Origin of the sequence: uncultured Erythrobacter sp., assembly GCF_947492365.1 — a bacterium.
In the GTDB taxonomy this organism is placed as follows: Bacteria; Pseudomonadota; Alphaproteobacteria; order Sphingomonadales; family Sphingomonadaceae; genus Erythrobacter.
Genome location: NZ_CANLMB010000001.1, coordinates 1,264,661 through 1,284,802, shown reverse-complemented (window position 1 = coordinate 1,284,802; position 20,142 = coordinate 1,264,661). Strand labels below are relative to the sequence as shown.

The 20,142-nt window shown below is 58.6% G+C and carries 30 protein-coding genes; all 30 read left to right on the top strand.

The window, feature by feature from the left end; all coding sequences use genetic code 11:
- Nucleotides 1-194 precede the first annotated feature (194 nt).
- The 30 genes from Q0887_RS06270 to secY all read left to right on the top strand — a co-directional run bounded on the left by Q0887_RS06270 (nt 195) and on the right by secY (nt 20,095).
- On the top strand, nt 195-332 hold the full coding sequence (locus Q0887_RS06270; RefSeq protein WP_299193257.1) for a hypothetical protein: 138 nt from the start codon (nt 195-197) through the stop codon (nt 330-332).
- A gap of 535 nt (nt 333-867) precedes the next feature.
- Complete coding sequence (locus Q0887_RS06265) at nt 868-1,827, top strand: toll/interleukin-1 receptor domain-containing protein (protein WP_299193256.1); 960 nt, start codon at nt 868-870, stop codon at nt 1,825-1,827.
- Between the two features lie 5 nt (nt 1,828-1,832).
- Nucleotides 1,833-2,321 carry a hypothetical protein gene (locus Q0887_RS06260; protein ID WP_299193254.1) on the top strand — a complete coding sequence of 163 codons (489 nt, stop codon included), beginning with the start codon at nt 1,833-1,835 and terminating at the stop codon, nt 2,319-2,321.
- A gap of 616 nt (nt 2,322-2,937) precedes the next feature.
- Nucleotides 2,938-3,309 (top strand): 30S ribosomal protein S12, encoded by a 372-nt coding sequence (gene rpsL / locus Q0887_RS06255; protein WP_034954477.1) that lies wholly within the window; start codon nt 2,938-2,940, stop codon nt 3,307-3,309.
- Between the two features lie 127 nt (nt 3,310-3,436).
- Nucleotides 3,437-3,907, top strand: a complete 471-nt coding sequence (gene rpsG, locus Q0887_RS06250; RefSeq protein ID WP_299193252.1) for a 30S ribosomal protein S7 — start codon at nt 3,437-3,439, stop codon at nt 3,905-3,907.
- A gap of 102 nt (nt 3,908-4,009) precedes the next feature.
- Nucleotides 4,010-6,139 (top strand): elongation factor G, encoded by a 2,130-nt coding sequence (gene fusA, locus Q0887_RS06245; RefSeq protein WP_299193250.1) that lies wholly within the window; start codon nt 4,010-4,012, stop codon nt 6,137-6,139.
- A gap of 92 nt (nt 6,140-6,231) precedes the next feature.
- Nucleotides 6,232-7,407 (top strand): elongation factor Tu, encoded by a 1,176-nt coding sequence (tuf, locus tag Q0887_RS06240; protein ID WP_299193248.1) that lies wholly within the window; start codon nt 6,232-6,234, stop codon nt 7,405-7,407.
- A 331-nt stretch (nt 7,408-7,738) separates the two neighbouring features.
- On the top strand, nt 7,739-8,050 hold the full coding sequence (rpsJ, locus tag Q0887_RS06235) for a 30S ribosomal protein S10 (RefSeq protein ID WP_006831877.1): 312 nt from the start codon (nt 7,739-7,741) through the stop codon (nt 8,048-8,050).
- A gap of 217 nt (nt 8,051-8,267) precedes the next feature.
- Nucleotides 8,268-9,071: a 50S ribosomal protein L3 gene (gene rplC, locus Q0887_RS06230; protein WP_299193246.1), complete on the top strand. Its 804-nt coding sequence runs from the start codon at nt 8,268-8,270 to the stop codon at nt 9,069-9,071.
- 3 nt (nt 9,072-9,074) lie between these two features.
- The gene (gene rplD, locus Q0887_RS06225) at nt 9,075-9,710 is read left to right on the top strand and encodes a 50S ribosomal protein L4 (protein WP_299193244.1); all 636 of its coding nucleotides are present in this window, start codon (nt 9,075-9,077) and stop codon (nt 9,708-9,710) included.
- On the top strand, nt 9,703-10,011 hold the full coding sequence (locus Q0887_RS06220; protein WP_299193243.1) for a 50S ribosomal protein L23: 309 nt from the start codon (nt 9,703-9,705) through the stop codon (nt 10,009-10,011). The genes rplD and Q0887_RS06220 overlap by 8 nt, the downstream gene beginning before the upstream one ends.
- 8 nt (nt 10,012-10,019) lie before the next feature.
- Nucleotides 10,020-10,856 (top strand): 50S ribosomal protein L2, encoded by an 837-nt coding sequence (gene rplB, locus Q0887_RS06215; protein WP_299193241.1) that lies wholly within the window; start codon nt 10,020-10,022, stop codon nt 10,854-10,856.
- A gap of 6 nt (nt 10,857-10,862) precedes the next feature.
- A complete protein-coding gene (rpsS, locus tag Q0887_RS06210) occupies nt 10,863-11,138 on the top strand; it encodes a 30S ribosomal protein S19 (RefSeq protein WP_299193239.1) in 276 nt (91 codons plus the stop codon).
- Nucleotides 11,138-11,524, top strand: a complete 387-nt coding sequence (gene rplV / locus Q0887_RS06205; RefSeq protein ID WP_299193237.1) for a 50S ribosomal protein L22 — start codon at nt 11,138-11,140, stop codon at nt 11,522-11,524. The genes rpsS and rplV overlap by 1 nt, the downstream gene beginning before the upstream one ends.
- A gap of 1 nt (nt 11,525) precedes the next feature.
- Nucleotides 11,526-12,221: a 30S ribosomal protein S3 gene (rpsC, locus tag Q0887_RS06200; protein ID WP_299193235.1), complete on the top strand. Its 696-nt coding sequence runs from the start codon at nt 11,526-11,528 to the stop codon at nt 12,219-12,221.
- A 12-nt stretch (nt 12,222-12,233) separates the two neighbouring features.
- Nucleotides 12,234-12,671, top strand: coding sequence for a 50S ribosomal protein L16 (rplP, locus tag Q0887_RS06195; RefSeq protein ID WP_299193233.1), 438 nt, complete (start codon nt 12,234-12,236; stop codon nt 12,669-12,671).
- Nucleotides 12,671-12,877, top strand: a complete 207-nt coding sequence (gene rpmC / locus Q0887_RS06190) for a 50S ribosomal protein L29 (RefSeq protein WP_299193231.1) — start codon at nt 12,671-12,673, stop codon at nt 12,875-12,877. Before rplP ends, rpmC begins: the two co-directional genes overlap by 1 nt.
- A gap of 10 nt (nt 12,878-12,887) precedes the next feature.
- Nucleotides 12,888-13,190 carry a 30S ribosomal protein S17 gene (gene rpsQ / locus Q0887_RS06185; protein ID WP_299193230.1) on the top strand — a complete coding sequence of 101 codons (303 nt, stop codon included), beginning with the start codon at nt 12,888-12,890 and terminating at the stop codon, nt 13,188-13,190.
- Nucleotides 13,191-13,262: 72 nt separating this feature from the next.
- On the top strand, nt 13,263-13,631 hold the full coding sequence (gene rplN / locus Q0887_RS06180; protein WP_010411138.1) for a 50S ribosomal protein L14: 369 nt from the start codon (nt 13,263-13,265) through the stop codon (nt 13,629-13,631).
- A gap of 2 nt (nt 13,632-13,633) precedes the next feature.
- The gene (rplX, locus tag Q0887_RS06175) at nt 13,634-13,954 is read left to right on the top strand and encodes a 50S ribosomal protein L24 (protein WP_299193228.1); all 321 of its coding nucleotides are present in this window, start codon (nt 13,634-13,636) and stop codon (nt 13,952-13,954) included.
- Nucleotides 13,947-14,528, top strand: coding sequence for a 50S ribosomal protein L5 (rplE, locus tag Q0887_RS06170; protein WP_299193226.1), 582 nt, complete (start codon nt 13,947-13,949; stop codon nt 14,526-14,528). The genes rplX and rplE overlap by 8 nt, the downstream gene beginning before the upstream one ends.
- Before the next feature lie 43 nt (nt 14,529-14,571).
- Nucleotides 14,572-14,877: a 30S ribosomal protein S14 gene (gene rpsN / locus Q0887_RS06165; RefSeq protein WP_299193224.1), complete on the top strand. Its 306-nt coding sequence runs from the start codon at nt 14,572-14,574 to the stop codon at nt 14,875-14,877.
- A gap of 11 nt (nt 14,878-14,888) precedes the next feature.
- The gene (gene rpsH, locus Q0887_RS06160; RefSeq protein WP_299193222.1) at nt 14,889-15,284 is read left to right on the top strand and encodes a 30S ribosomal protein S8; all 396 of its coding nucleotides are present in this window, start codon (nt 14,889-14,891) and stop codon (nt 15,282-15,284) included.
- Nucleotides 15,284-15,817, top strand: a complete 534-nt coding sequence (gene rplF, locus Q0887_RS06155) for a 50S ribosomal protein L6 (RefSeq protein WP_299193220.1) — start codon at nt 15,284-15,286, stop codon at nt 15,815-15,817. Before rpsH ends, rplF begins: the two co-directional genes overlap by 1 nt.
- 1 nt (nt 15,818) lies before the next feature.
- Nucleotides 15,819-16,163: a 50S ribosomal protein L18 gene (rplR, locus tag Q0887_RS06150; RefSeq protein WP_299193218.1), complete on the top strand. Its 345-nt coding sequence runs from the start codon at nt 15,819-15,821 to the stop codon at nt 16,161-16,163.
- On the top strand, nt 16,163-17,002 hold the full coding sequence (gene rpsE, locus Q0887_RS06145) for a 30S ribosomal protein S5 (protein WP_299193217.1): 840 nt from the start codon (nt 16,163-16,165) through the stop codon (nt 17,000-17,002). Before rplR ends, rpsE begins: the two co-directional genes overlap by 1 nt.
- 5 nt (nt 17,003-17,007) lie before the next feature.
- Nucleotides 17,008-17,193: a 50S ribosomal protein L30 gene (gene rpmD / locus Q0887_RS06140; protein ID WP_299193215.1), complete on the top strand. Its 186-nt coding sequence runs from the start codon at nt 17,008-17,010 to the stop codon at nt 17,191-17,193.
- Between the two features lie 196 nt (nt 17,194-17,389).
- A complete protein-coding gene (locus tag Q0887_RS06135) occupies nt 17,390-17,839 on the top strand; it encodes a hypothetical protein (protein ID WP_299193213.1) in 450 nt (149 codons plus the stop codon).
- A gap of 220 nt (nt 17,840-18,059) precedes the next feature.
- Nucleotides 18,060-18,587, top strand: a complete 528-nt coding sequence (rplO, locus tag Q0887_RS06130; protein WP_299193211.1) for a 50S ribosomal protein L15 — start codon at nt 18,060-18,062, stop codon at nt 18,585-18,587.
- A 143-nt stretch (nt 18,588-18,730) separates the two neighbouring features.
- A complete protein-coding gene (gene secY / locus Q0887_RS06125) occupies nt 18,731-20,095 on the top strand; it encodes a preprotein translocase subunit SecY (RefSeq protein WP_299193209.1) in 1,365 nt (454 codons plus the stop codon).
- Nucleotides 20,096-20,142: the final 47 nt, after the last annotated feature.

The window sequence follows — 20,142 nt, the reverse complement described above, 5'->3', positions numbered from 1 at the left end:
TTTGTTTTTCGAAGGCGCCTCCGCGCCTTCGTCCTCGCTAGACGTCCTCCGCTTCGCTGCGGACCCGCTGCGGCTCGCGCGCGTGCGCTCGCGGTGCGCTAGGCGCGCACCGAACCATTCCAAGCCATCGGAGGAGCGCCAAGCATCAGGGCGCTAACTCTCTAGCAGGCACCAAGTTTCGGGGCGCGAGGTTGATGGGTGTCACCAAGCGTCTGGGCGCAAAGTCGATGGCTTGGAATGGTCGCGAGCCAAAGGCGAGCCAGCGCGCGACTGCGCGCCGCCGCCCCTGCGGCGAAGCCAAGCAGCGCGGAGGCGCTGCGCCCGGCGTCTGAGGGCGCAAACAAAAAAACGGAACCACTCACCATCGCCCGTGGCGTGCACCAAACAACTCACCGACACCGCCCATACCCCCTGAGCACCGCCTCATTCCGCGCGCGGCGGGCGGCTACTTCGGGAGGGGTGGGAGGATTATTGCCGATCCGCCCGGCCTGAATATGGCCAAGCCAGTCGAGCATATAGCGAGGCATGTAGCGCTCGTCCGATGGCGCACAGCAGCCAAGGATCGGGCGTTTGCGCGGAAGGGGCTGGGCAGGGTTGTGCGGGTTCATTGGGCGGTCCTTTTCTTGGGGGCTCGGGCGGCGTTAGCCGACCGCAAGGCCGACCGGCCGCCCGAGCTTATGCGAGGAAAGCCAAGCGACGCGGACGCGGCGCGCCCGGCGCTTGAGGGCGAAACAAACAAAGGACTGGGGGATTAAGCAGAATTTTGGTGTGTAGGAAAATGTCAGATGCCGCATCTTGTGGAAACCTGGTCACGATATGTTCTCTTCCGTGCCAACTTAATCTATGGTGCGGAACATGGAGTCACGTATGGTTAGAGTTTTCTTTTCTTATTCGCACAAAGATGAGGACTTGCGAGATCAACTTGAAGTTCAATTGACCATGCTGAAGCGACAAGGGTTGATTGAGGCGTGGCATGATCGGAGAATTGGTGCCGGAACAGAATTTGGTGGCGAAATAGACTCGCAGATTGAATCTTCAAACATCGTACTTCTTCTTGTAAGCTCGGACTTCCTCGCGTCAGATTACTGCTATGATAAAGAGATGTTGCGTGCCATGGAGTTACATGAGCAAGGCGCGTTGCGTGTCATCCCTGTAATTTTGAGGCCATGCGAATGGGAGGAAGCTCCCTTCGGAAAACTTCAGGCAACCCCTGTAGATGGAAGGCCGGTCACAAGTTGGCCTGATCGCGATTCTGCATTTCTTGAGATTTCGAAGAGCATTCGCAAAGTAGCGAAGGAGTTATCGCCTTCTCCGAAGCCTGAATTCAAAGCCGACAGGCTTCAAACACTTGTTAACGGCGAAACCATCGATAGGCCGCGATCGAGTAACTTAAGGGTAGCAAAGGAATTTAGCGAGCGGGATCGAGATCGATTCAAAGTTGAATCCTTCGAATACATGGCACGGTTCTTTGAAAACTCACTTAAAGAGTTAGAGAAGCGAAACGACGGAATTGAGTGTGACTTCCGTCGTGTTGATGCCAATCGCTTCACCGCGTCGATTTATAGGCATGGAAACGCGGAAGCACGGTGCACAATCTTCATGGGTGGGCAGCAGTACCTTGGACAGGGGATTGCTTTCATTCACGGAGAAACGAGCGATTCAAATGGATACAACGAGGCTCTCGCGGTTTCGTCTGACAATATTGAAATGTTCCTAGTCCCTTCAGGTATGGCCGCAGCTTTCCAAGGTCGGGAAGAGCAAAAACTGACGCAAATGGGGGCATCGGAGTTCTACTGGTCCCTCTTGATGCGCTCACTCAAGGATTAGTTTGAATGGTTTTTATAAGCCCGAGTTTTGCAAAGGCGCGGCTGTCCTCAGCTGAATGCCTTTCGTTGGTGCTAGGTACGAACAACTATGAGTATGACTTCATCGTCTCAGACGCGGGTGGGCCGCCAACCGCTATTCTCCTTAACGGAGATCATAGCTTTACAAGCTTTCTATCCGGAGCAGCGCATAATCATGCGGGAATTATAATCAAAGATATATCCTTTGAAGTGGACCTTGATACTAATCCAGGCCGTGACTTAACCAGTTCGCCTCCTGGTGCGCTGGTTAGAAAATCATGTGGCTTGTATATCCGCTCGACTCCGCAGGCCGGTATTCAAAGGTATGGACACTGCGAGCAACTTGTGGCGGGTCTGGGCGAATGTGCCGAAAATGAAGCTGTTTCTTATACTCGCTGGGCAGTGGTTCACGGAAAAGGTCGAGACAAGAAGGTTCTCTATTCTATCGACGTATCTCCAAAGGCGAGCGGTTCATAGGGGTAAATCTAGAAGATGCCGATCTTAGTGCGAAAGAGGTGCAATAATTGCGGTCACAGGTTCGAGTCGGAAATCTTGACGCCTGAAGAAGAGCTCGAGGCAGAAAGAGAGATGCGTCGAACTTTCCCAATCTCTTGCCCCATGTGTCGGAGGCAGGATTTGCGTGATGGGTGGGAATAGCAAACCCTTGACCCACACCCCCAACTCCCCTAAGCGCGCCGCCATCCGATGGTCACGCTCGCTTCGCGCTGGCGCTACCTTCGAACAATAGAGCTGAACATTGCCGGTTCGTCCCGCAGGCCTCGCGTCTCCATGAATTTGGAAAAGCCAGGCCTTTTCTATTGGCTCTTCGCTGACTGCATGAGGTCCCGCCTTCGCGGGGGACTCGCGCTGGAGGTGGGGAGAGCAGGGCAGCCGTCAAAGTAACCCGGTGGCCGAGTGGCCGATTTCGGGTGGAGTGTTTCAGCTTGTGCTGTCTTTCGCTCGAAAGGACGCTTCGCGGCGTTTCCTTCAAGCGGGACCCCGGATCAGGTCCGGGGTGACGAGACGGGGCAAGCCTCACTCCACATCGTGAACGGTCAGGGTGTCATCATTCATATGGTGAAGTGAGAACTTAATGCCGACGATCAACCAGCTGGTCCGCAAGGGCCGCACTCCGCAGAAGGCCAAGTCCAAGGTCCCTGCGATGGAGCAGAACCCGCAGAAGCGCGGTGTTTGCACGCGCGTCTATACGACGACCCCGAAGAAGCCGAACTCCGCACTTCGTAAAGTCGCCAAGGTGCGTCTGACGAACAGCCGCGAAGTCATCTCCTACATTCCGGGCGAAGGCCACAACCTGCAGGAGCACTCGGTTGTGCTCATCCGCGGCGGCCGTGTTCGCGACCTTCCCGGCGTCCGCTACCACGTCCTTCGCGGCGTGCTGGATACGCAGGGTGTCAAGGACCGCAAGCAGTCCCGCTCGAAGTACGGCGCCAAGCGTCCGAAGTAACCCGTTTTCCGTCATCCCGGACTTGATCCGGGAACCCGCTTACTTCTGGCGCAGAGCCGGGATTTGAAAAGAAGCGGGACCCCGGATCAAGTCCGGGGAGACGAGTTAGAGATTTTGGAGACAGAGTATGTCACGTCGTCGTCGTCCCGAGAAACGGGTCATTCTGCCCGATCCCAAGTTTGGTGATCAGGTTCTTTCGAAGTTCATGAACAACCTGATGCTCGACGGTAAGAAAGCCGTTGCAGAAGGTATCGTTTACAGCGCGCTTGAAACGGTTGAGGCCAAGGCCAAGTCCGATCCGGTTCAGCTGTTCCACGATGCGCTGGGCAATGTTGCTCCGCAGGTCGAGGTCCGCAGCCGCCGTGTTGGTGGTGCGACCTATCAGGTGCCGGTCGAGGTTCGCCCCGAGCGTGCTCAGGCGCTGGCTATTCGCTGGCTCATCGGTGCGGCTCGCGGCCGTCCTGAAACGACCATGAGCGCACGCCTTTCGGGTGAGCTGATGGATGCGGCCAACAATCGCGGCAACGCTGTGAAGAAGCGTGAAGACACGCACCGCATGGCTGACGCGAACCGCGCGTTCTCGCACTACCGCTGGTAATTCGATGATTGTGGACAGCCCCGTGATCCGTCTTGGGGCTGTCACAATCGCAACTATATGGGGCGCGACTAGATTGCCCCTTAAAACCTCAAGGAATTAGATATGGCCCGCGATTATCCGCTGGAGCGTTATCGTAACATCGGCATCATGGCTCACATCGATGCCGGTAAAACCACGACTACCGAGCGTATCCTCTATTACACCGGCAAGTCCTACAAGATCGGCGAAGTGCATGATGGCGCGGCGACGATGGACTGGATGGAGCAGGAGCAGGAACGCGGCATCACCATTACGTCGGCTGCGACCACGTGCTTCTGGAACCCGGAAGACGCGACGAAGGATCCCCGGAGCGATCCCAAGGAGCTGCGCAAGACGCCGGAACACCGGATCAATATCATCGATACGCCGGGCCACGTTGACTTCACCATTGAAGTCGAACGTTCGCTGCGCGTGCTCGACGGCGCGGTCGCCTGCTTTGACGGAGTTGCCGGGGTCGAACCCCAGTCCGAAACCGTGTGGCGCCAGGCCGACAAGTACAAAGTTCCGCGGATGTGCTTCATCAACAAGCTCGACCGCACCGGCGCAGACTTCAAATACTGCGTGAACTCGATCATCGAGCGTCTCGGTGCAACTCCGGCTGTCCTGTATCTGCCGATCGGCATCGAAGCGAGCCTGACGGGTCTGGTCGATCTGGTGAACCAGCGTTCGATCACCTGGAAGAACGAAGATCTCGGCGCGGAATATGTCTACGGCGATATCCCTGCTGACATGGCCGATGAAGCCGCTGAGTACCGCGAGAAACTGATCGAGCTTGCTGTCGAGCAAGACGACGACGTTATGGAAGCGTATCTCGAAGGCGAAGAGCCTGATGCTGTCACGCTCAAGAAGCTGATCCGCAAGGGCACGCTCAACCAGAGCTTCGTTCCTGTCCTGTGTGGCTCGGCGTTCAAGAACAAGGGTGTTCAGCCCCTGCTCGACGCTGTTGTCGACTACATGCCGAGCCCGCTCGACGTGGACGCGATTAAGGGTGTTAAGCCAGACAGCGACGAAGAAGATTCGCGCGCATCTGCCGATGACGTGCCGTTCTCGGCGCTCGCGTTCAAGGTCATGAACGATCCGTTCGTCGGCTCGCTCACGTTCACGCGCATCTATTCTGGTCATTTGGCGAAGGGCACTGTCCTGAACTCGGTCAAAGACAAGAAGGAAAAGATCGGGCGTATCCTCGAAATGCACTCCAATGACCGTAAGGACATCGAAGAAGCATGGGCGGGAGACATCGTTGCACTGGCCGGAATGAAGGCGACCACCACTGGTGACACGCTTTGTGACCCAGCCAATCCGATCATCCTTGAGCGGATGGAATTCCCCGATCCCGTGATCGAGCTTTCCGTTGAGCCCAAGACCAAGGCTGACCAGGAAAAGATGGGCGTTGCGCTTAATCGTCTTGCTGCCGAGGATCCCAGCTTCCGCGTCACAACCGATCACGAAAGCGGTCAGACGATCATCAAGGGTATGGGCGAGCTTCACCTCGACATTCTCGTCGATCGTATGAAGCGCGAGTTCAAGGTCGAAGCGAATGTCGGTGCGCCGCAGGTGGCTTACCGTGAATCGCTCGGCCGTGAGATCAACGTCGATTACACCCATAAGAAGCAGTCGGGCGGTACCGGGCAATTTGCCCGCGCCAAGGCGACCTTCACTCCGGGTGAGCGCGGTCAGGGCATCGTGTTCGAAGACAGCATCAAGGGCGGTAACATTCCGAAGGAATATATCCCGTCGCTTGAAAAGGGTATTCGTGAGCAGGCCGACAGCGGCTATCTCATCGGCTTCCCGATTATCGACTTCACGGTCCACCTGACCGATGGTGCTTACCACGATGTCGACTCGTCCACCGTGGCGTTCGAAATCTGCGGTAAAGGCGCCATGCGTGAAGCGGCTGAACGTGGCGGTATCAAGCTGCTGGAGCCGGTGATGAAGGTTGAAGTTGTGACCCCCGAGGACTATCTCGGCGACGTCATCGGCGACCTTAACAGCCGTCGTGGCCAGATCCAGGGCACAGACTCCCGGGGCAATGCCCAGGCGGTCGAAGCCATGGTCCCGCTCGCGAATATGTTCGGTTACGTGAATGAGCTTCGCTCGTTCAGTCAGGGCCGCGCACAATACACGATGCAGTTCTCGCATTACGACGAAGTGCCGCAGGCAGTGGCGCAAGAGGTCAAGGAGAAGCTTGCCTAAGCAGGCTGCACAAGCTAGGGGCGGCGCCTGATTCAGCGGGCCCGCCTTTTCTCCCGCACGAAATTCAAATCTGACAGAAGGTAAATTGAGAAATGGCGAAGGAAAAATTTGAGCGTAACAAGCCGCACGTAAACGTCGGCACCATCGGTCACGTTGACCATGGCAAGACCACCCTGACCGCGGCTATCACCAAGGTTCTGGGTTCGGCTGTTGATTTCGCAAACATCGACAAAGCTCCTGAAGAGCGCGAGCGCGGCATCACCATTTCGACCGCACACGTCGAATATGAAACCGACGCACGTCACTATGCACACGTCGATTGCCCGGGCCACGCTGACTATGTGAAGAACATGATCACCGGCGCGGCGCAGATGGACGGCGCTATCCTGGTTGTGAACGCAGCTGACGGCCCCATGCCGCAGACCCGCGAGCACATCCTGCTTGCCCGTCAGGTCGGCGTTCCGGCTCTGGTCGTTTACATGAACAAGGTTGACCAGGTTGACGACGAGGAAATCCTCGAACTCGTCGAACTGGAAGTCCGCGAACTTCTGACCGAATACGGTTTTGACGGTGACGACATCGCTATCGTCAAGGGTTCGGCTCTGGCCGCTCTTGAAGGCCGCGACGAAGCCATCGGCGAAAACTCGATCCGCGAACTGATGGATGCGGTTGACGCCAACATCCCGCAGCCCGATCGTCCGGTCGACAAAGACTTCCTGATGCCGATCGAAGACGTGTTCTCGATCTCGGGTCGCGGTACGGTTGTTACCGGCCGTATCGAAACCGGCGTTGTGAATGTTGGCGACGAAGTTGAAATCGTCGGCATCAAGGACACCACCAAGACGACCGTCACCGGCGTTGAAATGTTCCGCAAGCTGCTTGATCGCGGTGAAGCTGGCGACAATGTTGGCGCACTGATCCGCGGCGTTGGCCGTGAAGAAGTTGAGCGTGGTCAGGTTCTCGCGAAGCCGGGTTCGGTTAATCCGCACACCGAATTCAGCGCAGAAGTCTACGTGCTGTCGAAGGACGAAGGTGGCCGTCACACGCCGTTCTTCGCCAACTACCGCCCGCAGTTCTACTTCCGCACCACCGACGTGACCGGCGAAGTGATCCTTCCTGAAGGCACCGAGATGGTTATGCCTGGCGACAACGTGACCATCGGCGTTAAGCTGATCGCACCGATCGCTATGGACGAAGGTCTGCGCTTCGCAATCCGCGAAGGCGGCCGCACCGTCGGCTCGGGCGTGGTTTCGAAGATCACCAAGTAAGCCTTTCGTTCTTCGGAGCGAGACAAAATTCGGGGGCCGGTTCTCACCTGAGAGCCGGCCCCCAATTTATGTGAGGAGATTTCCTGTCCGGGCGCGCTGTCCGTGCGGGGAGGGCGCTTCACCGGCAAACGTGAAATTCGTGCCACTTCGGGGTTGCCAGTTGCCCGACACGAACGTATACGCGCGCCAAGTCAACGGGGATTCGTCTCAGTTGAAACGAAATTCATGGGGCCTCCCTTCCGGTGAACCGGGTTTTGGGCGGGCCTTTTATTTTTGGGAGCAGGGTCTTTCGGGATCAGGTTTCTTGGCTCTTTCGCATCGGTAGTAGGTAATGGAAGCACAGAATATCCGTATTCGCCTCAAGGCGTTTGATCACCGCGTTCTCGACCAGGCAACTGGAGAGATTGCAGACACGGCTCGCCGTACGGGTGCTCTTATTCGTGGCCCCATTCCCATGCCGACGCGTATCGAGAAGTTCACCGTGAACCGCGGCCCGCACATCGACAAGAAGTCGCGCGAGCAGTTCGAGGTGCGGACCTACAAGCGGCTGCTCGACATCGTGCAGCCCAACGCCCAGACGGTTGACGCGCTGATGAAGCTCGACCTGGCCGCTGGCGTAAACGTTGAGATTAAGCTCGCTTAATCGACGTGGACCTCTAAGGGTCCGAAGACACTGAGATACCGCCGGTTGTTACCGGGCTGCGTCTCCCGTCTTGTTCAAGCAGCCATGTGGCCGCGCGAACACTCAGCCCGGACGGGGCGCAGCATAAAAATTGGGTTGAATGGAGTGCCTAAGAAAACGGCATTCCGCACGCACCTCTGGGATGGTCCCTTGGGTGCCTCTGTAAGGAGTAAAGACGATGCGCACAGGCGTGATCGCAAAGAAGGTTGGGATGACCCGCCTCTTCCAGGAGGACGGACGGCACGTGCCCGTTACGGTTCTCGCGCTGGAAGATTGTCAGGTTGTCTCCCACCGCACCGCAGACAATGACGGTTATTTCGCCGTTCAGCTGGGTGCTGGTGAAGCGAAACAGAAAAACGTTGCAAAACCGCAGCGCGAGCATTTCGGTAAGGCCGGTGTCGGCCTCAAGAAGCGCGTCGCGGAATTCCGTGTTGAAAGCGAAGAAGGCCTTGTGCCTGTCGGTTCGCTGATCAGCGCCGCTCACTTCATTGCCGGGCAGAAGGTCGACATTACCGGCCACACGCAGGGCAAGGGCTTTGCCGGCGCTATGAAGCGCTGGGGCTTCGGTGGTTTGCGCGCGACACACGGTGTCTCGCTCTCTCACCGTTCGCACGGTTCGACGGGTAACCGTCAGGATCCGGGCCGCGTGTTCAAGGGCAAGAAGATGGCCGGCCACATGGGCGACCGTCAGCGCACCCAGATGAATCTCGAAGTGGTTCGCACCGACGCCGATCGCGGCCTCATCTTCGTTAAGGGCTCTGTCCCCGGTTCGAAGAATGGCTGGCTGCTGGTTCGTGATGCTGTGAAGGTTTCGATGCCCGACGATCTGCCGTTCCCCGGCGCGGTTGTCGATACCTCGGCACCTGTCGCTGAAGAGCCCGCTGTAGAAACCAAGGTTGAAGAAACCGCGGTTGAAGCAGCAGCTGAAACTCCCGCTCCCGAAGCTGATGCTCCGGCCAGCGACGAAAACAAGGAGGGCTAAGCCATGAAGGTGAAGGTCCAGAAAATCGACGGCAAGGCCGTATCGGGCAAGGGCGGTGAGCTTGAACTCAACGACGCTGTGTTCGGTGTTGAGCCGCGCGCTGACATCCTGCACCGGGTCGTGACCTGGCAGCTCGAAAATCGCCGTGCGACTGCACGCCCGACGCGTGAGCGTTCGGACGTTGCCCGCACCGGTAAGAAATTCGGCGCGCAAAAGGGTTCGGGCGGCGCTCGTCACGGTGCTCGCTCTGCTCCGATCTTTATCGGCGGTGGTAAGGCTCACGGTGCGCGCAAGCGTGACTTCGAGCAGTCGCTGAACAAGAAGATCCGCGCACTCGGCCTCAAGATGGCGCTTTCGACCAAGGCCAAAGACGGTCTGGTCGTTGTCGACAGCCTTGAGCTGAAGGACGCGAAGACTCAGATCCTCAAGGGTCACCTCGACAAGTCGGGCTTTGCTGGCAAAGTTCTCGTGATTGACGGCGAAGCCGTTGATGCGGGCTTCAGCAAGGCAGCTGGCAACCTTCCGGGCGTCAATGTGCTCCCGGCCGCGGGTGCCAACGTCTACGACATCCTCAACCACGACACGCTGGTCCTCACCAAGGACGCTGTCGCCAAGCTGGAGGCGCGCTTCAATGGCTAAAAAGAGCGAAGTCGACGCGCGGCACTTTGACGTGATCCTCGCACCCCACATCACCGAAAAGTCGACGCTTGCGTCGGAAAACAACGCGGTGGTGTTCAAGGTGGCGAACGACGCGACCAAGCCGCAGATCAAGGAAGCGGTCGAAGCGATCTACGACAAGAAGGTCGTTTCGGTGAACACCATTCTCACCAAAGGGAAGGCGAAGCGCTGGAAGGGCAAGCCCTACAAGCGTTCGGATTTCAAAAAGGCTGTCGTACGTCTCGCCGAGGGCGAGATGATTGACATCACCAGCGGTATCTGAGGCGGATCATGGCACTCAAGAACTACAAACCGACAAGCCCGGCGCGCCGCGGTCTTATCCTGGTCGACAAATCGGGCCTCCACAAAGGTGGTCCGGTCAAGTCGCTCACGGAAGGCAAGCGCAAGACCGGTGGCCGTAACAACAAAGGCCATGTGACCTCGCGCGGTATCGCGGGCGGTCACAAGCAGAAGTATCGTTTCATCGACTTCAAACGGCGCAAGTGGGATGTTCCCGCGACCGTCGAGCGGATCGAGTACGACCCCAACCGCACCGCTTTCATCGCGCTTCTGAAGTACGAAGATGGCGAGCTTGCTTACATCATCTGCCCGCAGCGTCTCGCTGTTGGTGACACGGTGGTTGCTGGCGAGAAGACCGATACGAAGCCGGGCAATGCCATGCTTCTGGGTCAGATGCCGGTCGGCACGATCTGCCACAATGTCGAGATGAAGCCGGGCAAGGGCGGCCAGCTCGCCCGTTCGGCAGGCGCTTATGTCCAGCTCGTCGGTCGTGACCGCGGGATGGTGATGGTGCGTCTCAACTCGGGCGAGCAGCGTTACCTGCGCGCCGATTGCATGGGTACGGTTGGCGCGGTTTCGAACCCCGACAACCAGAACCAGAATTTCGGCAAGGCCGGTCGCACCCGCTGGAAGGGTCGCCGTCCGCTCACACGCGGTGTCGCAAAGAACCCGGTCGATCACCCGCATGGTGGTGGTGAAGGCCGGACGTCCGGTGGTCGTCACCCGGTTACGCCGTGGGGCAAGCCGACCAAGGGCGCCCGCACCCGCAAGAACAAGCAGACGGACAAGATGATTATCCGTTCGCGTCACGCGAAGAAGAAGAGGTAAGACACGATGGCACGTTCCGTCTGGAAAGGTCCGTTTGTCGAACTCAGCCTGCTGAAGAAGGCAGAGGACGCACAGGAAGCGAGCAACAGCAAGCCGATCAAGACCTGGTCGCGTCGCTCGACAATTCTGCCGCAGTTCGTTGGGCTGACGTTCAACGTTTACAACGGTCAGAAATTCATCCCCGTCTCCGTTTCGGAAGAAATGGTCGGCCACAAGCTTGGCGAGTTCGCTCCTACGCGTAACTTCCCCGGCCATGCTGCTGACAAGAAGGGCAAGCGATAATGGGCAAGGCAAAGTCCCCCCGCCGCGTTGCGGAAAATGAGGCGCTGGCAGTCGGCACGCAGATTCGCGGTTCGGCTCAAAAGCTCAACCTCGTTGCGCAACTGATCCGCGGCAAGAAGGCCGAAGAGGCCCTGAACATCCTCTCCTTCTCCAAGAAGGCGATGGCGCGCGACGCCAGCAAGGTTCTCGCATCAGCGATCGCCAATGCGGAAAACAACCACGATCTCGACGTCGATGCGCTCATCGTTGCCGAGGCTTCGGTAGGCAAGTCGATCACGATGAAGCGTTTCCACACACGTGGCCGCGGCAAGTCGACCCGCATTCTGAAGCCGTTCAGCAAGCTGCGCATTGTGGTTCGCGAACACGACGAAGACGAGGACGCGTAAGATGGGTCAGAAGAGCAATCCGATCGGTCTGCGCCTGCAGATCAACCGCACCTGGGACAGCCGCTGGTACGCCGAAGGGCGCGACTATGCGAGCCTGCTGGCCGAGGACATCAAGATCCGCAAATACATCCTGAAGAACCTGCCGCAGGCAGCGATCTCCAAGGTTGTGATCGAGCGCCCGGCCAAGCTGTGCCGCGTTTCGATCTATGCTGCGCGTCCGGGTGTCATCATCGGCAAGAAGGGTGCAGACATCGAAAAGCTGCGCACCAAGCTGTCGACCATGACTTCGAGCGAAGTGAAGCTGAACATCGTTGAAATCCGCAAGCCGGAAATCGACGCGAAGCTCGTCGCTCAGGGTGTGGCTGACCAGTTGGTCCGCCGTGTCGCATTCCGCCGTGCCATGAAGCGCGCCGTGCAATCCGCTCTGCGTCTGGGTGCTGAAGGCATCAAGATCGTTTGCGGCGGCCGTCTTGGTGGTGCTGAAATCGCCCGTGTTGAATGGTACCGCGAAGGTCGCGTGCCGCTCCACACTTTGCGTGCAAACATCGACTATGCCGAAACCGAAGCGCTCACCGCTTACGGGATCATCGGCATCAAGGTGTGGATCTTCAAGGGCGAGATTCTCGCCCACGATCCGACCGCGCAGGACCGCCTGATGATGGAAGCGCAGACTTCCGGCGTCCGGCCTGCACGTTGAGGTAACTGAACAATGCTGCAACCGAAAAAAACCAAGTATCGCAAGGCCTTCAAGGGCCGGATCAAAGGCGAAGCCAAGGGCGGCACCACGCTGAACTTTGGCGCCTATGGTCTCAAGGCTCTTGAGCCTGAGCGTATCACCGCACGCCAGATCGAAGCTGCGCGTCGTGCAATCACCCGTGCGATGAAGCGTCAGGGCCGTCTCTGGATCCGCGTCTTCCCAGACGTGCCTGTTTCCAAGAAGCCTGCCGAAGTTCGTCAGGGTAAAGGTAAGGGCTCGGTCGAATATTGGGCTGCTCGCGTAAAGCCGGGCCGCATCCTGTTTGAACTCGACGGTATTCCCGGACCAGTCGCCGCGCTGGCTTTTGAACGCGCTGCGATGAAGCTGCCGATCAAGACGAAGGTCGTTGCCCGTCTGGGTGACACCTCGCACCTGGGAGGTGACAAGTAATGGCTACTACTGAAGATCTCCGCGCGAAGACTGACGACCAGCTCTCCGCTGAGCTTATTGAGCTCAAGCGCGAGCAGTTCAATCTGCGCTTCCAGGCTGCCACCAACCAGCTCGACAAGCCTTCGCGTATCCGCGAAGTGCGTCGCACGATCGCTCAGATCAAGACGCTGCAAAACGAGCGCGCCGCAGCTGCGGTTAAGGCGTAAGGAGTAGACAATGCCGAAACGTATTCTGATCGGGACCGTCACCTCCGACAAGACCGACAAAACCGTGACCGTACTGGTCGAACGCAAGGTGAAGCACCCGCTTTACGGGAAGATCATCCGTCGTTCGAAGAAGTATCACGCTCACGACGAGAAGAACGAATTCACTCTGGGTGACGTCGTTCGCATCGAAGAGACGAAGCCGATCTCCAAGACCAAGACCTGGGCCGTCAAGGACCGCGTTGTGGCTGGCGGAGTTCAGGCGATCGAAGCTGATCTTGATGTCGCAGAAGCGACTCCGGGCGCAGCCGAGTAATTTGACGAAAGGAACTGCCGGGCCCCAGTCGATTTTGGGTGTCTCGGCAAGCCAAGAGAAGGAACCGGATCAATGATCCAGATGCAATCCAATCTCGACGTCGCGGACAATAGCGGCGCAAAGCGCGTCCAGTGCATCAAAGTGCTGGGTGGCTCTAAGCGCCGGTTTGCCTCCGTTGGCGACGTGATCGTGGTTTCCGTCAAGGAAGCCCAGCCGCGTGCAAAGGTCAAAAAAGGCGACGTTCACCGCGCCGTGATCGTGCGCACCAAGAAGGACGTTCGCCGCCCCGATGGCAGCGTCATCCGCTTCGACAGCAACGCCGCTGTCCTGGTCAACAAGAGCGAGGAGCCGATCGGCACCCGTATCTTTGGCCCGGTTGTGCGCGAACTGCGTGGACGCGGCTTCATGAAAATCATTTCGCTCGCTCCGGAGGTGCTCTGATCATGGGTGCTGCAAAGATCAAAAAGGGTGACGAAGTCGTCGTGCTCTCGGGCAAGGACAAGGGCCGCACCGGCACTGTCCAGCAGGTCATGCCGAAAGATGGCAAGGTCCTGGTCGAAGGCATCAACGTCGCAACCCGTCACCGCAAGCCGAGCCAGGCAAACCCGCAGGGCGGCATCGATCGTCTTCCGGCTCCGATGCACCTGTCCAAGGTTGCTCTGGCTGATCCCAAGGATGGCAAGCCCACCCGCGTCCGTTTCGAAACGAAGGACGGCAAGAAGGTGCGTGTTGCTGTGAAGAGTGGGGAGGTCATCAATGACTGATAGCTACACTCCGCGCCTCAAGGCCCGTTACGAGAACGAAATCGTCAAGGCGATGACCGAAAAGTTCGGTTACAAGAACCGTCTCGAAGTTCCGAAGGTTGCCAAGATCACGCTCAACATGGGTGTGGGCGAGGCAAGCCAGGACAAGAAGAAGGTCCAGATCGCTGCTGAAGAGATGGCTCTGATCGCTGGTCAGAAGCCCGTCATCACCAAGGCGAAGAAGTCGATCGCACAGTTCAAGCTGCGCGACGGCATGCCGATCGGCTGCAAGGTTAACCTGCGCCGTGACCGCATGTATGAATTCATGGATCGTCTGGTGACGGTCGCAATGCCTCGCATCCGCGACTTTCGCGGGTTGAACGCCAAGTCGTTCGACGGGCGTGGCAATTACGCGATGGGCATCAAGGAACAGATCATCTTCCCCGAGATCAGCTACGACAAGATCGATCAGGTCCGGGGCATGGACATCATCGTCACCACCACCGCAAAAACCGACGAAGAAGCGCGCGAATTGCTGCGCCTCTTCGGCTTCCCCTTCCAGGGCGAAGCAGGCGAACAGAAAGAAGCGGCGTGAGCCGTTTCTCCGTAGAGACACGAAAGAAGAGAGCTTAAGTCCAATGGCGAAACTGAGTTCGATCAATAAAAACGAGCGTCGCAAGAAGCTCGTCGAGAAATATGCAGCGAAGTACGAGAAGCTGAAGGCTATCGCTAACGACCAATCGCTTGATGAAGGCGAACGTCTGATGGCACGCCTGAAGATGGCCGAGATTCCCCGTAACGGGAATCCGACCCGCGTGCGCAATCGCTGTGCAACCACTGGCCGCCCGCGCGGCTATTACCGCAAGTTCGGCATCAACCGTATCGAACTGCGTCAACTCGGCACCCGGGGCATGATCCCCGGTCTGACGAAGTCGAGCTGGTGAGGGACTGACACATGGCTATGACCGATCCACTGGGTGATATGCTCACCCGCATCCGCAACGGCCAGCGCGCGAAGAAGGACTCCGTCCTTTCGCCTGCTTCCAAGCTGCGTGCGAACGTCCTCGAAGTGCTCCAACGCGAAGGCTACATCCGTGGCTATTCCGAAGACGCTTCGGGCAAGCACCCCGCGCTGCGGATTGAACTGAAATACTTCGAAGGCGAGCCGGCGATTAAGCACGTCGCTCGCGTTTCCAAGCCGGGCCGCCGCGTCTATTCGGGAAGCCAAGAGCTTCCGGTAGTGCGCAACGGCCTTGGCATCACCATCGTCTCGACCCCGCGCGGTGTCCTTTCGGACAACGAAGCCCGCGAAAACAAGGTCGGCGGCGAAGTGCTTGCGGAGGTCTTCTGATGAGCCGCATTGGTAAGAAAGCGGTCGCAATCCCGGGCGGGGTAACGGCCAATATCGAAAATGGCACGCTGACGGTGAAGGGCGCCAAGGGCACGCTCACCATGGGTCTTTCCGACCTCATCGACTACAAGGTCGAAGGGGACGAGATCCAGGTCAATCCGGCCAATGACAGCAAGCAGGCACGCTCCTTTTGGGGTTTGCAGCGCACGCTGGTGGCCAATCTGGTCGAAGGTGTGACCGAGGGTTTTACCAAAACACTCGAAATCACCGGTGTTGGTTATCGTGCCAAGGCGCAGGGCAAGACGCTCAAGCTGGAACTCGGTTTCAGCCATGATGTCGATCTTGAGGTGCCCGAAGGCATTACGGTGAACACGCCCGATCAGACCACCGTGGAAATTTCCGGCATCGACAAGCAGGCCGTTGGCCAGTTTGCCGCCGAGATCCGCGAATGGCGTAAGCCTGAGCCTTACAAGGGCAAGGGTATCAAGTATCGCGGCGAATATGTCTTCCGCAAGGAAGGGAAGAAGAAGTAAGATGGCAAAACTATCTCTTTTTGAACGGCGTCGCCGCCGTGTCCGCACCGCGCTTCGTGCGCGCTCGGGTGGCAAGCCGCGTCTGTCGGTTCACCGCACCGGCCGCCACATCTACGCGCAGATCATCAACGATGCAGACGGCCGCACTGTGGCTGCTGCTTCGACGCTGGGTGCGAAGGCCAGCGGCGCAAATGTCGATGCAGCCGTAAAGGTTGGCAAGGACATCGCTGCTGCTGCGAAGAAAGCCGGCGTCACCACTGTCGTGTTCGATCGCGGCGGGTTCCTGTTCCATGGCCGCGTTAAGGCGCTGGCCGATGCCGCTCGCGAAGGCGGGCTGGAGTTCTGATGATGGCTGACGACAAGAAAACACCGGAAACGGAAAACGCACCAGAGAATGCAGGCGCACCGGCTGAAGAAGTGAAGACCGAAGAAGCAGCGACACCTGCTGCTGAAGCGGCTCCCGCTGAAGAAGCTGCTCCTGCTGAGGCCGCACCGGCTGAAGCTGCACCTGCACCTGCCGCTCCCGCTGCTGAAGAGCAAAAGGGCCGTGGCGGTCGTGGCGGTCGCGGTGGCAACAACCGTGATGGCGGCGGTCGTGGTCGCGGTCGCGGAGGCCGTGATGGCAACCGTGGTCGCCGCGAAGAAGAAGATGATGGCATCATCGAGAAGCTGGTCCACATCAACCGCGTCTCCAAGACCGTAAAGGGCGGTAAGCGCTTCGGTTTTGCAGCTCTCGTGGTTGTGGGTGACGGTCAGGGCCGCGTCGGCTTTGGTCACGGCAAGGCACGCGAAGTGCCTGAGGCGATCACCAAGGCAACTGCCGCGGCTCGCAAGAAGATGATCCGCGTCGCGCTTAAGGAAGGCCGCACGCTTCACCATGACGGCAATGGCCGTTTCGGTGCTGGCAAGGTGACCATCCGCACAGCGCCTCCGGGTACTGGTATCATCGCCGGTGGTCCGATGCGTGCCGTGTTCGAAAGCCTGGGCGTTGCAGACGTTGTGACCAAGTCGGTCGGCACGTCCAACCCCTACAACATGATCCGCGCCACCTTCCAGGCACTGCAGGAACAGACTTCGCCGAAGTCGGTTGCTCAGCGTCGCGGCAAAAAAGTCGCTGACCTTCTGGGTCGCGGCGGTGCCAACGCAGTCGAGGCTGAAGCCGACGCTGCGGCTATTGTGGAGTAACCGACATGGCTGCTGCAAAGACCATCACTATCAAGCAGATCGGTTCGCCGATCCGCCGTCCCAAGAGCCAGCGCGAGATTCTTATCGGGCTGGGCCTCAACAAGATGCACAAAGTCGTGACGCGTCAGGACACTCCTGAAGTTCGCGGCGCGATCGCCAAGATCCCGCATCTGGTGACGATCGTCGACTGAACCCGTTCGGTAACGATCACGACAGAACAAACGGAGAGGCCGTCCCGAAAGGGGCGGCCTTTTCATTTGTGGACAAAAAGGCTCGCAATGTCGTTTCCTTCCAAGCCCTTGAGGTTTGGCTGCGCCACTATGCTTGTGGTAATCCCTACACAGGGTGGTGAGTCGAACCGTTAACGGGGGCAATTAAATGACTGGAATGAAAACGAAACTTAGCGCGGCTCTTGTGGGAGCGGCTATGATCGCGCTGGGTGCATCGGCACCGACCACAGCGCAATCTTCGTATGAGCAAGAGGTCAACCGACTGCTCAACGCAACGCAGAGCATCGCCAGTTCGCGCGGCTTCTCCTCAACCCATTCGCGCTATAACGGCCAGCTGCGTCAGGGACAAGAAGAGACGATCACGCTCGATCTGAATGCCGGTGTCAGCTACATGATGGTGGCGCAGTGCGACCGTGATTGTTCGGATATCGACCTCTGGCTCTATGACGAAAACGGCAATCTGATCGACGAAGATGTGCTGGTCGACGACACGCCGATTGTGAATGTCACGCCGATCCGCAATGCGCGCTTTACGCTGCGTGCGCGGATGATCTCGTGCAGCGTGCAGCCATGCTATTACGGCATTGGCGCTTACGGTCAGCGCTAAGCGCCGCCTGAATACAGATAGCAGCCTTCCCATGGGAGGCTGACAGGTTAGGGCAGGTGCATGCTGGGGGGCGCGCCTGCCCTTTCTCTTTGGCGCTTGTGTTTCTTTTGGGCGCGCAGGGCACCCTTTCCCCTTGCACGGGCGCGCGAGCTTCGCTATCGGCCCCGCTTCCAATAGCGCGCAGCCCATGGTGGGCCGTATGAAAGCGAAAGCGAGTGCAATGAAACTTAACGACATCCGTGACAATGAGGGTGCCCGTAAAGGGCGTATGCGCAAGGGCCGTGGTATCGGTTCGGGCAAGGGCAAAACTGCTGCCCGCGGTCAGAAGGGCCAGAAGAGCCGTTCGGGCGTTGCCATCAAGGGCTTCGAAGGCGGCCAGATGCCGCTCCACATGCGCCTGCCAAAGCGCGGCTTCAACAACCCGTTCGGCAAGGACTTTGCCGAGGTGAACATCGGCATGATCCAGAAGTTCATCGACGCCAAGAAGCTCGACGGCAAGAAAGACATCACCGAAGACGCTCTGCGTGCCAGCGGCCTCGTTCGCGGCGGCAAGGACGGTGTGCGTCTGCTGGGCAAAGGCGAGATCAAGGCCAAGGCCAAGTTCGTCGTCACTGGCGCGACCAAGGGTGCGATTGCTGCGGTTGAAAAGGCCGGCGGCAGCGTCGAGGTCATTCCAGCTGCTCAACCCGAGCACGAAAAGAAGACGGCCCGGCGCGAAGCCAATGCGGCGGCCAAGGCCAAAGCCTAATAAGAATGCTATGCGTCACCCCTGCAATTGTGTGGGGGTGACGAAAAGTGGCGGGCAGGGTTCGACATTCGCGCCCGCGCTACCTATCTAGCGTGTCTTGGCCGGTTTAGGCCGGTAATTGAGCTCAGGATCGACAGACTGATATGGCATCACGCGCCGATAACATCGCCAGCAATCTGAACCTTGGCAACTTCGCCCAGGCCACCGAATTGCGCCAGCGCATCTGGTTTACTCTGGGTGCGCTGATTGTGTTCCGCTTCCTGAGCTTTGTGCCGATGCCGGGTATCAACCCGCTCGGTCTGGTCCAGCTGGCGGAACAGCAGCAAGAAGGCATTCTGGGCATGTTCAACATGTTCACAGGCGGCAGCCTGGAGCGGATGAGCCTGATTGCGCTGGGCGTTATGCCATACATTACCGCCTCGATCGTGGTGCAGATGGCTTCGGCGCTGCACCCCACGCTTGCCGCGCTTAAGAAAGAGGGCGCGAGCGGTCGGCAAAAGCTCAACCAATACACCCGTTACGGGACGGTGTTCCTCTGTGCGATCCAGGGCTGGTTCCTTGCGGTCGGGCTTGAAACCTTCGCCAGCTCGCAGGGTATCGCTGCGGTTGTGCAGCCTGGCTATATGTTCCGCGTCGGCGCTGTCATCAGCCTTGTTGGCGGCACCATGTTCCTGCTGTGGCTGGGTGAGCAGATCACCGCACGCGGCATCGGTAACGGCGTCTCGCTCATCATCATGGCGGGCATCGTCGCGCAGTTCCCGACCTTTGCTACCAACATGTTCGAAGGCGGTCGCACTGGCGCTATCCCTGCGGGCATCATCATCGCCTTCATCTTCATGGTGGCAGGCTTGATCCTGCTCATCAGCTTTGTCGAGCGCGCCCAGCGCCGCCTGCTGATCCAGTATCCCAAGCGCGCGACCCAGCGCGGCATGATGCAGGCAGACCGCTCGCACCTGCCGCTCAAACTCAACACCGCTGGTGTGATCCCGCCGATCTTCGCCAGCTCGCTGCTGCTGCTGCCGCTCACAATCAGCTCGTTTGCCGGTCAGTCGATTGACACGACCACGACTTCGGGCAGCATCATCCAATCGCTGAACCAGTATTTGCAGCACGGACAGCCGATCTACATGACGCTCTATGCGGTCGGGATCATCTTCTTCTGCTTCTTCTACACCGCGGTTGTTTTCGATCCCGAGGACACCGCCGACAACCTCAAGCGCAATGGCGGCTTCATTCCCGGCATCCGTCCGGGCAAGCGGACCGCTGATTACCTCGAATATGTCCTGACCCGCATCACCGTGGTCGGCGCGATGTATCTGACCTTCGTTTGCGTGGTGCCTGAATATATGATCGCCCAGACCGGCATTCCGCTGTTCCTTGGCGGCACCAGCCTGCTGATTGTCGTCAACGTCACAGTCGACACGATCAGCCAGGTCCAATCGCACCTGCTGGCGCACCAATATGGCGATCTCATCAAGAAGGCTAAGCTGAAGGGCCGCAACCGCTAAAGCGGGGAGGGCGTTCATCACAGACACGCGCGCAGAGGCGACTAGGG